This window comes from Nocardioides alpinus, assembly GCF_900112035.1.
Taxonomy (GTDB): Bacteria; Actinomycetota; Actinomycetes; order Propionibacteriales; family Nocardioidaceae; genus Nocardioides; species Nocardioides alpinus.
Genome location: NZ_FOKC01000008.1, coordinates 13713 through 28831, shown reverse-complemented (window position 1 = coordinate 28831; position 15119 = coordinate 13713). Strand labels below are relative to the sequence as shown.

Below are 15119 nucleotides of genomic sequence, written 5' to 3'. Positions count from 1 at the left end.
CTCGGGTGGACCTACCAGCCCTGCGAGCGGGGGGTACGCCGGTAGTCGTGGTGCCCGGCCGCAGGCGCAGAGCTGGCCCCGCGCCGGCTCCGGAGGAACATCAGCGGGAAGATCAGCAGCCACAGCGGCGCCTCGGCGATCACGCTGAGGGCGATGAGCAGTGCCAGCACCGGGAGCAGCGGCAGTCGCCTGCGCTGCCCGCCCTGCGGCACGCGTGCCTTCACCGGCGGCTGGCTCACCTGCGGTCGGGGCAGGTCGCTGAACAGCAGCGCCAGGTCCGCGCGGGTCCGGGCGGTCCAGATCGCGTCGAGCCGCTCGTCGTACTCCTCGTGGTCGAGGCGGCCGTCGGCGTAGTGCCCGGCCAGGTCGGCCATCGCCCGCTCACGATCGCTGTCGGCGATCCGCATGCGCGGATCGGGGGTGCTCATCGCTCGCCGTCCCGTCCGTCCGCGAGGATGCCGTAGAGGCGGCGCCGGGTGTCGACGAGGACGTCGAGCGCGGCGCGGCGCTGCGCCTCGGAGCCCTGGGTGCCGAGCTGCCAGACAGCGCTGACGACCTGACCGATCTCGCTCTTGATGTCGGCCTGGCCGGAGGGCTGGTCGCCCGCGGGCTCCTCGGTGCGGGCGAACGGCGCCCAGACCGAGGCCAGCTCGGCCGTGTTGGCCTCGGCCCACGTCACACCGGTGTCGGTGAGCCGGATGGTGCGTCGGCCGCGCTCGTCGTCGGACTCGACGAGGCCCTCGTCCTGCAGCTGCTGGATGGTCGGGTAGACCGAGCCGGGGGAGGGGCGCCACTCGCCGTTGCTGAGCTCGGAGATCTCCTGGATCACCTGGTAGCCGTTGATCGGCTCCTCAGCGGTGCGGGCCCGGTGCAGGACGTCGATGATGGCGGTGCGGACGTCACCACGGCGGACCTTGGGACCGCGCTGCGGCGGCGTCTGCGTGCCGGCGGCCATGCCGAAGATCTCGCTGAGCCACGGCGGGGGACCACCGGCGCGGCGCCCGCCACCGGAGCCCGAGGTCCAGGGGCTGCGGCGCTCGGGCTCGTTGTTGTTGTTGGCGGGCCAGTCGGCGCCGGGCCAGTGGTGTCCCATGGTGTGCTCCCTCGAGTCGGTGGGTCGTGATGTATCGAAGACCTATCACGATATATCGCGAGCGTACGCCGAGGTCGGGGCGCGCACAAGGGCGGTGCGCGAGGAGGGTGCCGAGTCGGCGGAACCCTCCTCACCCACCGCCCCGGGGTGGCACGGGCTGACCGCTAGCGGGCGCGGCCGGTCGGGGTGCAGGCACGCTTCGGCACCGTCGAGTCCTCGATGATCGCGTTGAAGAGCGCGGGCGCCCGGTCGGGGTCGGCGATGATCCGGTTGGGGTCGCTCGGCGCCGGCAGGTTGGGCATCGTGCAGGTCTGGCTGTCGCCGGTCATCGCGAGCGCGAACCTGCCCATGTCGAACGGGTTCATCCCCTCGTCGACGCGGATCGAGTCCGCGGCGGCGGCATTGATCCGCCAGTAGCGGACCGGGTTGATGAAGGTCCACGGCGAGAGCGCCTCGTCGCCGAGGGCGCTGATCACCTCACGCTGGCGGGCGACCCGGTCGAGGTCGCTCAGCGCGGTGACGTAGCGCGAGCGGGAGTAGCCCAGCGCGGTGAGGCCGTCGACCTGCTGGCAGCCCTTCTTGATGTCCAGGCGGGCCCGGGGGTCCACCATGTCCTGCTTGGGGCAGATCTCCACGCCGCCGAACGCGTCGACGGTGTTGATGACGCTGCCGAAGCCGAGCTCGACGTAGTGGTCGATGTGGATGCCGGTCAGGCCCTCGACGCTGGCGACCAGGAGCGGCGGTCCGCCGATCTGGAAGGCGGCGTTGATCATCTGGGTGCCCTCGCCGGGCACCTCGGCCAGCGTGTCGCGCGGGATCGACATCATCGTGCGCCCGCCGGAACCGGTGTGCAGCACGATGATCGTGTCGGTGTTGGTGCCGCCGCGCTCGCCGGTCTGGAGCACCTCGCGCTGCTCGTCGGTGAGGTCGTCGGCCTTGTCGGAGCCCACGATGAGGTAGTTGGTGCCCGGCTGGTCACCGGGCCGGTCGCCGCTCGGCTCGGCGTCGACCTTGTCGATCTGCGTCCAGTGGTAGAGCGGGACGCCGGCCAGGTAGACCAGCACCAGCAGGAGCAGCAGGGGGATCAGCCCGAGGCGGAACCGTGGGCGCCAGCGGCGCTTCTTCGGGGCCGGGCGCGGCGGCGGGGCCGCCGAGGCCGTACGCGTGCCGCCCGGCGGCTGTCCACCGGACCCGCGTGCCTCACGCCGGGCCACGGGCATCACCCGGGTCTCGTCCGGGCGCTGGCCCTGGGGGGCTGCTCCCTGGGTCGGGACCTGCTGGGTGGCGTCGCCCGGGGGCGACTGCGACTTCCCTCCGTAGAGCCAGTCGTACTCGGGCGTTCCCTTCTCGGGCACACCGGAGCCCTGCGGACGATCAGCCATGCGACCGGACGCTACCGTGCCGGACATGAGCCAAGCAGTTCCCCGCCCCACGTCGTACAGCCGGGTGAGCCTGGGGATCATCGCCTCGGGCACCGAGGCCAACCTGCTCGGCAACGTCCATGGTGGCGACATCATGAAGCTCGCCGACTCGACCGCCGGCGCCGTCGCCTACCGGCACAGCGGAGGGCCGGCCGTGACGGCGGCGATGGACGAGATGACCTTCCTCGAGCCCGTCCACGTCGGCGACATCATCAAGACCTACGCCCAGGTCAACTGGGCCGGGACGTCGTCGATGGAGATCGGCGTGCGGGTCGAGGCCCAGCCGTGGGGCAACGCAGCCGACGCGCCGCTGCACGTGGCCAGCGCCTACTTCGTCTTCGTGGCGATCGACGAGGAGGGCCGGTCGCGGCAGGTGCCGCCGCTGGAGACCGAGACGCCGGCCGACGTACGCCGCCAGCGCGAGGCCGAGATCCGCCGCGCGCACCGGCTGGCCCGCAAGACCGAGATCGACGAGGGCCGGGAAGGGTGACCCAGGCGTGAGGGACTGGCGACACGTCCGGACCGACCGGCTCCGGCTGGACCGACCGGTCCAGGACGACCTGGCGGACCTCCACCGCATCCACGCCGACCCGGACAGCTGGGCGCACTTCCCGCAGGGCCGTCACCTCGACCTCGACCGCACCCGGCAGACGCTCTCCCAGAGCGAGGTCGACTGGGCGCGCGGGCTCGGCTACTGGAGCGTGCGGGACTCGGCGGCCGGCCCCGTCGTCGGGATGGCCGGGTGCACCGTCGCGGGGGAGGAACCGTGGTGGAACCTCTACTACCGCTTCGACTCCTCCGTCCGCGGTCGCGGCTACGCCGCCGAGGCGGCCGGCGCGGCGCTCGAGGCCGCCCGCGACGTGGCCCCCGACCGACCGGTGCTGGCCTACCTGCTCGAGATCAACGTCGCCTCGCGGCGTACGGCGGAGAAGGTCGGCCTGTCCCTCGTCTGGAGCGGGCCGGATGCCGGCAACGACGACCCGGACGCCGTGCGCCTGGTCTACCTCGACCGCGAGCCCGACGACGCGATCCGCGCGGCACTGGACGTGCGCTTCACCCCGCGTCCGACAGTCTGAGGACTGCGGCGAGTCGCACCCCGGTGGGACGGGTGTGACTGGTGATACTGGTCGGGCTGACTTCCCCCAGCAAGAAAGGCCCCCGATGCCGCCCGTCCCGCCCCCCGGGTCGCCGCAGACGCGGTTCACCACGCTCGACCGCGCACAGCGCGTCCGGTTCCGTCGCGCGGTGACGCTGATGCTGATGACCCTCGTGCTTCCCGGCTCGGCGCAGCTCGTCGCCGGCAACCGCCGGGTCGGCCGGATCGCGCTGCGGACCTGGCTCGGCCTGCTCGTGCTGGGCGCCGTCGCCCTCGTGTCGTCGTACGTCTGGCACGGGGTCGCCTTCTGGGCCGGCACCGACACGACGTTCCTCCAGGTGCTGCGACTCGGCCTGATGGTCCTTGCCGTCGGCTGGGCCTACCTGTTCATCGACGCCTGGCGCATCGGTCAGCCGCTGACGCTCCAGCGCCAGCACCGGCTCGCCATCGTCGGGGTGAACGGCTTCCTCTGCTTCAGCGTCGCGGGCGCCCTCCTCTTCGGAGCCCACGTCGTCGGCGTGCAGCGCCAGTTCATGATCTCGATGTTCGGCGACGGCGCAGCCGTCGGTGCCTCGCACGGTCGCTACAACGTCCTGCTGATGGGCGGCGACTCCGGTGCCGGCCGCTGGGGCCTGCGCCCGGACTCGATGACCGTCGCCAGCATCGACGCCGAGACCGGCAAGGCGGTCCTCATCTCGCTGCCGCGCAACATGCAGAACTTCCCGTTCGCCGACGGCTCGGTGATGGACAAGCAGTTCCCCGACGGCTTCGACGTCGAGGGGATGTACCTCAACGGGCTGTCCACCTGGGCGCTCGACCACGCCGACCTCTTCAAGGGCTCGGAGAGCCCCGGGGTGGACGCCACCATCCAGGGCGTCGAGGGCATCACCGGCCTGACGATGAACTACTGGGCGATGGTCAACCTCGAGGGCTTCAAGGACCTCGTGGACGCGGTCGGCGGCGTCGAGCTCAACGTGCGCCAGCCGATCCCGGTGGGACTGCCCCACGAGAAGACGTTCCACTACATCGAGCCGGGCAAGCGGACGCTCAACGGCCACGACACCCTCTGGTTCGCCCGTGCGCGCGAGGGCTCCGACGACTACTCACGCATGGCGCGACAGAAGTGCGTCATGGGCGCGATGCTCCAGCAGGTCAGCCCCCAGGTGGCGCTGCGCAACTTCGAGGACATCGCCGGCGCGAGCTCGGCCATGGTCTCCACCAACGTCCCGCGCGGCGAGGTCGACCGCTTCGTGGAGCTCGCGCTCAAGGCCCGCAGCCAGAAGATCGCCACGCTCTCGCTGGTCCCGCCGATGATCAACACGGCCAACCCCGACATCGCGCTGGTCCAGCAGAAGGTGGCCGACGCGATCGCGCGCGCCGAGGGGCGCGCGCCCGAGGCGGAGACGGCCGAGGCCGCTCCCGAGGCCGAGGCCCCCGCCTCGGAGCCGGCGTCGGAGTCGGAGTCGGAGTCGGCTCCCGTCGCCCCGGCCACCCCCACCCCGACCCCCGCCCCGGCCACCCCGACGAACCCCCCGTCTGTCACCGGCGGCTCGATCGGCTCGCTCTCCGAGGGATATGCGGCCAACCAGTCGGAGGACCTCGGCGCGGTGTGTTGAGGCCCCGGCTCGGCCCCTAGGGTGGAGGCCGTGACCACCGGACCCCTGCCTCGCATCGTCGCGGTCGTGGTCACCTTCAACCGCCTCGGGCTGCTCGACACCCTCGTGACGAGGCTCGGCGAGATCGACGGGCTGGCGGAGGTGCTCGTCGTCGACAACGCGTCCTCCGACGGCACGGGGGAGTGGCTCGCCACCCACCGCCACACCGGCGAGATCCCGCTCGGTTCACGCTCGCTCACGACCAACCGGGGTGGCGCCGGCGGCTTCCACGACGGGCTGGCGTGGGCCCTCGACCGCGAGGCCGACCTGGTGTGGCTGATGGACGATGACGGCCTGCCCGACCCCGACTGCCTCGAGCAGCTGCTCGCCGAGACCGACAACCTCGACTTCTGGGGACCGCTCGTCGTCGACGAGGCCGACCCGTCGCGCCTGGTGTTCCCGATCCGGCTCCCCGGTGGCACCCGCGTCGTGCACCAGGTCGACGACGTACGCCGGGCCGCGCGCGACGACCGCATCGACGGCATCGTGATCCCCTTCAACGGCGTCCTCGTCACCAAGGAGCTGGTCGACCGGATCGGCCTGCCCCGCGAGGAGTTCTTCATCTGGGGCGACGACCACGAGTACCGGCTGCGGGCCGAGGAGGCCGGCGCACGCGTCGCCACCGTCGTCACCGCGACCGTGCGCCACCCCAGCGTCGGCAACCTCGGCACCCCGATGATGTTCGGCCGCACGACCTACAACGACTCGCCGAGCGACCTCAAGCACTACTGCATGGCCCGCAACAACCTGGTGAACCTCCGCGACTACCGCGGCCCGCTCCACGCCGCCGCGTTCGTCGTGAAGACCGCCTGGTTCTACGCCTTCACCCGACCCAGCCTGTCGCGGCTGCGGCTCAGCGTGAGCGCGATGCGGGCCGGCATCGCCGGTGACTTCGAGGGCCACCGGAGGTTCCTGTCGTGAGCGCCGAGACCGTGGCGGTCGTCGTGGTGACCTTCAACCGTGCCGACCTGCTCGTCGGCATGCTCGACGGACTGGCTGCGCAGACCCACGCGCCCGACGCAGTCATCGTCATCGACAACGCCAGCACCGACCACACCCGCGCGGTGCTCGAGGCCCGCACCGACCTGCCCCTCCGGGTGACCTTCTCGGACGACAACCTCGGTGGCGCCGGCGGCTTCCACCTCGGCGTGCGGACGGCGTACGACGCCGGCTTCGACCGCGTCTGGCTGATGGACGACGACGTGGTGCCGGCCCCCGACTGCCTGGCGGCGCTGATGGCGGTCGACGAGGACTGCCTGATCGCGGTGCGCGAGGACCTCGCCGGGACGCTCGTGGAGAAGGCGGCCATCGACTTCGACCTCCGCAACCCCCTCGCCGTACGCCCCAAGCGCGCCGCGGTCGACACGGTCTACGCCGACCGCGCCTCGATGCCCGCGCTGGTCGAGGTGCAGAACGTCGCCTTCGAGGGCTTCATGGTGCGCCGCGACGTCATCGCCGAGATCGGCTTCCCCGACCCGGCCTTCTTCATCTTCTACGACGACGCCGAGTACGCCGTCCGCGCCCGCCGCGCCGGCCGGCGGATCTGGGCGGTCCGCGACGCCGTGCTCGTGCGGCAGCTCGACTTCAACCAGCAGCACGACCTGTCGGGCTGGAAGGGCTTCTACATGTACCGCAACCTCTTCGTGGTGCACCTGCGCCACGGGGAGAACGCCCTGGTCCGGCTCAAGCCGTGGCTGATCACCCTGGCGGTCGTCCTGCTGAGCCCGGTCCGCGGCGGACGCGCCGAGGCCGGCAACGTGATCCGTGCCATGGCCTCGGCGCGGGGGATGCGCCGCCTGACGGAGACTGCCCTTCCCCCTCGCTAGACTTCACGCGCCTCCCACGGCCCCTGATCCACGGGCGCCGTCCCACCACAGGAGTTCCTCCCTTGTCCCAGGGTTCAGCACAGCTTCCCGACCTCGTCGTCGTCGGCTCCGGTCTCTTCGGCCTCACCATCGCCGAGCGCTGCGCCGAGGAGCTCGGCCTCCAGGTCCTCGTGATCGATCGCCGTCACCACCTCGGTGGCAACGCCTACAGCGAGATCGACGAGGAGACCGGGATCGAGGTGCACAAGTACGGCACGCACCTGTTCCACACGTCCAACAAGCGGGTCTGGGAGTACGTCAACCGGTTCACCTCGTTCACCGGCTACCAGCACCGGGTGTTCGCGAAGTACCAGGGCCAGGTCTACTCGTTCCCGATGAACCTCGGGCTGATCAACCAGTTCTTCGGCAAGGCGCACACACCCGACGAGGCGCGCGCGCTGATCGCCGAGCAGTCCAGCGAGATCGCCACCGAGGACGCCACCAACCTCGAGGAGAAGGCGATCAGCCTCATCGGGCGCCCGCTCTACGAGGCGTTCGTCAAGGGCTACACCGCCAAGCAGTGGCAGACCGACCCCACCGAGCTGAGCGCCGACATCATCACGCGCCTCCCGGTCCGCTACACCTTTGACAACCGCTACTTCAACGACACCTACGAGGGCCTGCCGGTCGACGGCTACACCGCGTGGCTGACCCGGATGGCCGACCACCCCCGCATCGAGGTCCGCGTGGACACCGACTGGCGTGACGTCAAGGAGCAGTTCAAGGGCAAGGTCCCGGTCGTCTACACCGGGCCGGTCGACGACTACTTCGACAACTCCGAGGGCCGCCTGTCCTGGCGCACGGTGGACCTCGAGCAGGAGACCGTCGACGTCGACGACTACCAGGGCACCGGCGTGGTCAACGCCAACGACCAGGACGTCCCGTGGACCCGGGTGCTGGAGTTCAAGCACCTCCACCCCGAGCGCACCTACCTGCCCGGCAAGTCGATCGTGGTGCACGAGTACAGCCGGTTCGCGGAGGAGGGCGACGAGCCCTACTACCCGGTCAACACCGCCGACGACCGCGCCAAGCTGCTCAAGTACCGCGAGCTCGCCAAGGCCGAGCCGATGGTGCTCTTCGGCGGGCGCCTCGGCACCTACAAGTACCTCGACATGCACATGGCCATCGGGGCCGCACTGTCGATGTACGACAACAAGCTCAAGCCGCACTTCACCGAGGGCGCGGAGCTGACCAGCGGAGGTATCGACGCATGAGCACCGAGACCAGCACCGAGACCGTCACCCGGCTGCTCCAGCGGCAGATCCTCCCGATCGACCGGGACACCGACGTCTTCCCGCTCTACGTCGACCTCGAGGACGTCAAGCTCGACACCGACCGCTTCGACGTCGGTGGCGACAAGGCGGCCAAGGACCTCAACAACGCCGCGATCCGGCAGTCGACCTCGACCGGGCGCAAGCTCCACCCCGACCAGATCCGCTCGCGCACCGCGCTGCGGCTCGAGCCGTCCCAGCTGCTGTCGTTCGGCACCTACTTCAATGCCTTCCCGGCGTCCTACTGGCGCCGCCACACGATCGTCACCGAGGTCGAGCTGACGGTCCACGTCACCGGCGCGGGCTCGTCGGTCACGGTCTACAAGTCGATGGCGCGCGGTCACTCGCAGCGCGTCGAGTCCGCCACGGTCGAGGGCGACGCGGGGACCTTCACGTTCAGCCTGCCGCTCAAGCCGTTCGTCGACGGTGGCTGGTACTGGTACGACGTCGTCGCCGGCGACCACGGCTGCACCGTCGAGGGTGCCGAGTGGACCGCCCAGGTCCCCGCCGACCGCGCCGAGCACGGCACCGTCGACGTCTGCATCACCACGATGCTGCCCGACATGAGCGCCCAGCTGCTCGGTCAGCTCGGTTCCACCGAGGAGCTCCAGCCCTACCTCGACACCGTCTTCGTGATGGACCAGGGCAAGGACAAGGTCACCGACAGCGAGTACTTCGCACCCGCCAAGGCCGGCCTCGGCGACAAGCTGCGGGTGCTCGTCCAGGGCAACCTCGGCGGCTCCGGCGGCTATGCCCGCGGCCAGCTCGAGAGCGTGCGCAAGGGCACCGCGACGTACGCCATGATGATGGACGACGACGTGGTCTGCGAGCCGGAGGGCGTGATCCGTGCGGTCACCTTCGGCGACCTCGCCAAGCGGCCCACCATCGTCGGTGGCCACATGTTCAACCTCTACAGCCGCTCGCAGCTGCACTCCTTCGGCGAGATCGTCCAGCCCTGGCGCTTCTGGTGGCAGACCCGTCTCGACGGCTACAGCCAGTGGGACCTCGGGGCCCGCAACCTGCGCTCCTCGCGCTGGCTGCACAAGCGTGCCGACGTCGACTTCAACGGCTGGTTCATGTGCGTCATCCCGCGGGTCGTGCTCGAGGAGGTCGGTCTCTCGCTGCCGGTCTTCATCAAGTGGGACGACTCGGAGTTCGGCCTGCGCGCCAAGGCCGCGGGCTACCCGACAGTGTCCTTCCCCGGCGCGGCGGTGTGGCACGTCCCGTGGACCGACAAGAACGACGGCGTCGACTGGCAGTCCTACTTCCACCAGCGCAACCGCTTCATCGCCGCGCTGCTCCACTCGCCCTACGAGCGCGGTGGCCGGATGGTGCGCGAGAGCCTCAACCACCAGGTCAAGCACCTCGCGTCGCTGCAGTACTCGACGGCCGAGCTGCGGCACCTCGCGCTGGAGGACATCCTGCGGGGGCCGCACGCACTCCACGGCGAGCTCGGCACCAAGCTGGCGGAGATCAACGCGTTCCGCAAGCAGTTCTCCGACGCCCAGCTGGTCGCCGACCGTGACGACCTGCCGCCCGTACGACGCAAGAAGCCCCCCAAGAAGGGCAAGTCCGACATCGAGATCCCGGGGCGCCTGAGCACGATGGTCGCGGCCGGGCTGGCGCCGCTGCGCCAGCTGCGCCCGGTGCGCGAGATGTCCCGCGAGTTCCCCGAGGCGGAGCTCCCGGCCATGGACTCCGCCTGGTACAACCTCGTCAAGTACGACTCCGCCGTGGTGTCGATGAACGACGGCTCGTCGGTCGCCCTCTACCAGCGTGACCCCGAGCTCTACCGCGACCTGCTGAAGCGGACGATCGCGATCCACCGACGTTTCCACCGCGAGTGGCCGCAGCTCGCCCAGCAGTACCGCGACGCGCTCGGTGAGATCACCTCGCCGGAGACGTGGGAGAAGACTTTCGCGCCGTGGACCGAGGGTGAGGATGCGTGAGCCAGCCGGTCACTGACGCGGTCCCGGTCGAGGTCCGCCACGACCTGGCGCAGGTCCCCCTGGCGCCCCCGTCGCGCACGTCGGGCGTGCTCGAGGTGTTCCGTCGCCGCTACCTGCTGCGGCTCATGGTCCGCCGCGAGATCAAGGCGCGCTACGCCGGTACGGCGTTCGGGCTGGCGTGGTCCTACATCAACCCCTTCACGCGGTTCCTCACCTTCTACTTCGTCTTCGGCGTCCTGCTGGGTCGCGGCATGGGGTTGCAGAACTTCGCCATCCACCTGTTCGCGGGCATGGTGCTGGTCACCTACTTCACGGAGTCGGTCACGGCCGGCACCCGCTCGCTGCTGTCCAACAAGGGCGTCATCGGCAAGATGGCGATGCCACGGGAGCTGTTCCCGGTCGCCTCGATGCTGGTCTCGCTCTGGCACGCGGTCCCGCAGCTGATCATCCTGGTGATCGCGTGCGTGCTGACCGGTTGGTGGGGCGACGGCCCGCTGTGGGTGCCGGACGTGGTCGGCATGGGCGCGGCGCTGCTCGGCTTCCTGCTGATCATGGTCTACGGCACAGCGGCCGGCCTGATGTTCTCCTGCATCAACGTGATCTTCCGCGACTTCCAGCGGATCGTGCAGACCTTCATCAACATCGTGCCGTTCACCGTGCCGATGATGTACCCCTACCACCTGATCGCCGACGGCGACCGGATCCCGATCAAGTACCACGACCTCTACGTCGCGAACCCGGTCGCCGAGGCCGTGATGCTCATCCAGCGCGGCTTCTGGTACCCCACCTGCGACGGTCCGTGCGCCGTCGACCCGGTGACGGGGGCGACGCTGCCGAACTTCGTGGACGACCTCTACTCCCGTGGATTCATCATGCTGGGCATCGGCCTGGTCCTCCTGGCGATGGGGCAGTTCGTGTTCTCCCGCCTCGAGAAGACCATCCCGGAGCGACTCTGATGACCACCTCCATCGTGGTCGAGAACGTCTCCAAGACGTTCCGCTACCAGTCCCACCCCACCTTGAAGAAGGTGCTCCAGAACCGGCTCCGCGGCGACCGCTCCAACCAGACGTTCAAGGCCCTCGATGCTGTCTCGTTCGAGGTCCCGCAGGGGCAGTCGATCGGGCTCATGGGCCTCAACGGGTCCGGCAAGTCCACCCTGCTCAAGCTGGTCAGCGGCGTGATGGTGCCCGACGAGGGGCAGGTGCTGACCCGCGGGCGCATCTCGGGCCTGATCGCGACGGGCGCCGGCTTCCACAACGAGCTGAGCGGGCGCGAGAACATCTACATGAACGCCGCGATGCTCGGGATGACCAAGGACGAGACCGACTCCAAGTTCGACGACATCGCCTCCTTCGCCGACGTCGGGCGCTTCCTCGACACCCCCGTGGGCAACTACTCCTCGGGCATGTTCGCCCGCCTGGGCTTCTCCGTGGCCGTCCACGTCGACTGCGACATCTTCATCGCCGACGAGGTCCTGGCGGTGGGGGACCGGCCCTTCAAGCGCAAGTGCCTCAAGCGCATGAAGGAGATCCGCGAGTCCGGGATCACGATGTTCTACGTCAGCCACTCGGCCGGCTCGGTCAAGAAGATGTGCGACCGGGCGATCGTGCTCGACAAGGGCAAGGTCGGCTTCGACGGTGACGTCGACGAGGCGATCAAGTACCTCCACTACGACGGCGACGACGAGGAGCCGGACGGCGAGGAGAGCTCCGAGGACGAGCGCGACGACGCGCTCGCCAACGACATCTGATGAGACGCGCAGTCGACCGCGAGGAACGAGCGGTCGACGTGGGCGCGGCCAGGTTGAGCGAGCCCCGCGACTGAGGAACGAAGGCGCGGCAGGCGCGTCGAAACCCCTCGTGTCGGGGGGATTTTTGGCGCGCCTTCACGTGAAAAGTCGTCATTCCTGCAGAATTACACGCATGTAACGGCGTGTCGGCTGGGAATTACAGCGTTGTAGTTACTCAGAAACCCTTCCGTGACTGGTGGGACTGGTGTGAAAGTACTGCCTTGTGTGACCTTCCCCCACACAGGAGTAGATCTGACATGCGCCCTCTTCAGGCACGACTCGTCACCCTCTGCCAGCAGGTGCTGGCCCTGGGTGTCGTCCTCGTCGTCCTCACGCCCGCCTCCGGTGTGGTCTCCCTCGACATCGTCGGTGGACACCCCGGTCAGCAGCCCCCCGCAGGGGCAGCACTGGTGTCGGCCACCGTGCCGACCCGTGCGGTGACACCCACGGTCACCGAGGTGCCGCTGACGGGCACCGACGGCAGCTTCGCCGGCCTGCAGGGCCGTACGGTCGCCGGTGGTGCCACCGAGGCCCGGGTGCAGAGCAAGCCCCAGGCGGTCACCGGCTTCGCCGCGATCGGCGTCACCTGGGAGCACGGCGAGGACCTCGAGGAGGACCAGATCTCGCTCAAGGTCCGCACCCGCAGCGGTGACTCCTGGACCGACTGGGAGGAGCTCGAGTACCACGACGAGCACGGCCCCGACGACGGCAGCGCGGAGGCGGCGTCCTCGCGCCCCGGCACCGAGCCGATGTTCGTCGGTGAGGTCGACGACGTGCAGGTCAAGGCCAGCACCGACGGCGTCACCCTCCCCGACGACCTCTCCCTCGCGCTCGTCGACCCGGGCACCGCCCGGTCGAGCGAGACCGAGGCCCCCGCCGAGGGCGGCGCGACGACGTCTGCCGGCAAGGACTACGACGGCAGCGTCTCGATGGAGGGCTCGGACGGCGACGGCATCACGCTCCAGTCCGCGACGACCAGCGCCAAGGCGCAGGCCGCCGCCCAGCCCACGATCTTCTCCCGCGCCCAGTGGGGTGCCGACGAGAGCATCCGCAACAAGAGCGCGCTGCGCTACGGCACGATCAGCGGCGGCTTCGTCCACCACACGGTCAACGCCAACGACTACACCGAGGCCCAGGTCCCCGCACTGCTGCGCAGCATCTACGCCTACCACGTGAAGTCGCGTGGCTGGAGCGACATCGGCTACAACTTCCTCGTCGACCGGTTCGGCCGGATCTGGGAGGGCCGCTACGGCGGCATCGACCAGCCCGTCGTGGGCGCCCACACGCTCAACTACAACGACTACTCGTTCGCGATGTCGGCCATCGGCAACTTCGACACCGTGCAGCCGCCGGACGTGATGCTGCGGGCCTACGGCGCGCTCTTCGCGTGGAAGCTCTCGCTGCACGGCGTGAACCCCGCCTCCACCGCGCAGACGATCGGTCGGGGAACCTTCCAGGCCATCAACGGTCACCGCGACGCCGGGTCGACCGCGTGCCCGGGCAGGTACCTCTACGCCCAGCTCCCGCTCATCCGGCAGTACGCCGCCCAGGCGGCGCCCGTCGCACCGGTGACGCCCGTCGGACCTGCGCCGGTCGCGGTGTCGGAGCCGAGCCCGCAGAACAACCTCGACGCCTCGCCCTACCCGGACCTCGTGGTCCGTAGGGCCGCGGACGGTCGCGGCGTCGTCATCCCGACCGGCGGCCTGACGTCCTTCCAGAAGCGCATCGTGGTCGGCAAGTCCGGCTGGGACAAGCGCGCGGACGTGATCGTCTCGCCCGACCTCACCGGGGACGGCCTGGCCGACCTCGTCACCGCCGACAAGGGCGGCGCCGTCCGGATCCGGGCGGGCAAGGGCAACGGGAAGTTCGGCGACACCAGGAAGAAGCTGTCGCTGCGCGGCTACTCGCTCATCACGGCGGTCGGCGACATCAACGGTGACGGACGCAACGACCTGGTGGCCCGCTTCAAGGGACGCCTGACCACCCTGCTCGCCACCGGTCGCGGCGGCTTCGACCGCAAGGCGACGCGCAAGGGCTACGGCAACTACCGGCAGCTCATCGGCGCCGGCGACGTCAACGGAGACGGTCGCGCCGACCTCCTGCTGCGCACCAAGAACCGGGTGCTCCTCCAGACCGGCTACGGCACCGGCCGCTTCGCCGCGCCCAAGCGGGTCGCCGGCTCCTGGTCCGGCTACAACCGGCTCGTCGGCGGTGACTTCAACGGCGACGGTCGCTCGGACCTGGTCGCCCGCGCGTCCAACGGCAACATCTGGATGCTCCCGGGTCGTGGGGACGGGACGTACGGCGCCGCGCTCGGGCCGACGACCAACCTCAAGTCCATGCGCATGCTCACCGGGGCCCAGCTGGTCGCCGGTTCGGGCGGCGACCTGATCGGGGTCTCGGGCAAGACGCTGGTCGTGGTGGCCAACCGCGACACCTTCGAGCTCGGCTCGCCCATCGACACGGGCGTCTCGTTCGCGGGGATGGACCTGCTGCTCAACGCCGGCGACGTCAATCGCGACGGCTTCGGCGACGTGCTCGCCCGCGACACCTCGGGCCAGCTCTGGTTCTACGCCGGCAACGGCGCGGGCGCGCTGGCCGCAGGCCGGGTCCTGGGCAGCGGCTGGGGTCCCATCACCGGCCTCGCCGCCGTCGGTGACGTCACCGGGGACGGCATCCCCGACCTGATCGGCACCTCGGGGCCCACCCTGATGGTGTGGGCCGGCAACGGCTCCGGCTTCAGCCCCGCAGCGCCCGTCAAGGGCGGCGGCCTCGTCGTGGCCGCCGGCCTGCCGTCGGACCTGTCGGCCTTCGACTGGGTGTTCGGCGTCCAGGCCATGACGCTCAAGGGTCGCAACGACTACGTCGTCCGTGACCGCACGACCGGGCGCGCCTACGTCTACAGCGGCCGCAAGTCGGGCGTCTCGAATCCTCGCCTCCTGGGCGAGGGGATGGGGGCCTTCGACCTGGCCGGGTGAGG

At 70.1% G+C, this 15119-nt stretch carries 13 protein-coding genes; 10 read left to right on the top strand and 3 right to left on the bottom strand.

Annotated elements, in window-relative coordinates:
- Nucleotides 1–11: 11 nt before the first annotated feature.
- The 3 genes from BM127_RS15500 to BM127_RS15490 form a co-directional block, all read right to left on the bottom strand.
- Nucleotides 12–428 carry a DUF1707 SHOCT-like domain-containing protein gene (locus BM127_RS15500; RefSeq protein ID WP_091199922.1) on the bottom strand — a complete coding sequence of 139 codons (417 nt, stop codon included), beginning with the start codon at nucleotides 426–428 and terminating at the stop codon, nucleotides 12–14.
- Nucleotides 425–1093: a PadR family transcriptional regulator gene (locus BM127_RS15495; RefSeq protein ID WP_198554232.1), complete on the bottom strand. Its 669-nt coding sequence runs from the start codon at nucleotides 1091–1093 to the stop codon at nucleotides 425–427. The genes BM127_RS15500 and BM127_RS15495 overlap by 4 nt, the downstream gene beginning before the upstream one ends.
- Nucleotides 1094–1257: 164 nt before the next feature.
- Nucleotides 1258–2475 carry an LCP family protein gene (locus tag BM127_RS15490; RefSeq protein WP_091200151.1) on the bottom strand — a complete coding sequence of 406 codons (1218 nt, stop codon included), beginning with the start codon at nucleotides 2473–2475 and terminating at the stop codon, nucleotides 1258–1260.
- Nucleotides 2476–2500: 25 nt separating this feature from the next.
- Between BM127_RS15490 and BM127_RS15485 the strand changes: the two genes are divergently transcribed.
- The 10 genes from BM127_RS15485 to BM127_RS15440 all read left to right on the top strand — a co-directional run bounded on the left by BM127_RS15485 (nucleotide 2501) and on the right by BM127_RS15440 (nucleotide 15117).
- On the top strand, nucleotides 2501–3004 hold the full coding sequence (locus BM127_RS15485; protein ID WP_091199921.1) for an acyl-CoA thioesterase: 504 nt from the start codon (nucleotides 2501–2503) through the stop codon (nucleotides 3002–3004).
- A 7-nt stretch (nucleotides 3005–3011) separates the two neighbouring features.
- A complete protein-coding gene (locus tag BM127_RS15480; RefSeq protein ID WP_091199920.1) occupies nucleotides 3012–3590 on the top strand; it encodes a GNAT family N-acetyltransferase in 579 nt (192 codons plus the stop codon).
- A gap of 85 nt (nucleotides 3591–3675) precedes the next feature.
- Nucleotides 3676–5226: an LCP family protein gene (locus BM127_RS15475; RefSeq protein ID WP_091199919.1), complete on the top strand. Its 1551-nt coding sequence runs from the start codon at nucleotides 3676–3678 to the stop codon at nucleotides 5224–5226.
- A 30-nt stretch (nucleotides 5227–5256) separates the two neighbouring features.
- A complete protein-coding gene (locus tag BM127_RS15470) occupies nucleotides 5257–6186 on the top strand; it encodes a glycosyltransferase family 2 protein (RefSeq protein WP_231263219.1) in 930 nt (309 codons plus the stop codon).
- Complete coding sequence (locus BM127_RS15465) at nucleotides 6183–7091, top strand: glycosyltransferase family 2 protein (RefSeq protein WP_091199918.1); 909 nt, start codon at nucleotides 6183–6185, stop codon at nucleotides 7089–7091. The genes BM127_RS15470 and BM127_RS15465 overlap by 4 nt, the downstream gene beginning before the upstream one ends.
- Before the next feature lie 62 nt (nucleotides 7092–7153).
- Nucleotides 7154–8344: a UDP-galactopyranose mutase gene (gene glf, locus BM127_RS15460; RefSeq protein WP_198554231.1), complete on the top strand. Its 1191-nt coding sequence runs from the start codon at nucleotides 7154–7156 to the stop codon at nucleotides 8342–8344.
- Nucleotides 8341–10350 (top strand): glycosyltransferase, encoded by a 2010-nt coding sequence (locus BM127_RS15455; RefSeq protein WP_091199917.1) that lies wholly within the window; start codon nucleotides 8341–8343, stop codon nucleotides 10348–10350. Before glf ends, BM127_RS15455 begins: the two co-directional genes overlap by 4 nt.
- Entirely contained in the window at nucleotides 10347–11306 is a 960-nt protein-coding gene (locus BM127_RS15450; RefSeq protein WP_231263220.1) for an ABC transporter permease, read from the top strand. The genes BM127_RS15455 and BM127_RS15450 overlap by 4 nt, the downstream gene beginning before the upstream one ends.
- The gene (locus BM127_RS15445) at nucleotides 11306–12100 is read left to right on the top strand and encodes an ABC transporter ATP-binding protein (RefSeq protein ID WP_091199916.1); all 795 of its coding nucleotides are present in this window, start codon (nucleotides 11306–11308) and stop codon (nucleotides 12098–12100) included. Before BM127_RS15450 ends, BM127_RS15445 begins: the two co-directional genes overlap by 1 nt.
- A gap of 296 nt (nucleotides 12101–12396) precedes the next feature.
- Nucleotides 12397–15117, top strand: coding sequence for an FG-GAP-like repeat-containing protein (locus tag BM127_RS15440; RefSeq protein WP_091199915.1), 2721 nt, complete (start codon nucleotides 12397–12399; stop codon nucleotides 15115–15117).
- Nucleotides 15118–15119 lie beyond the last annotated feature (2 nt).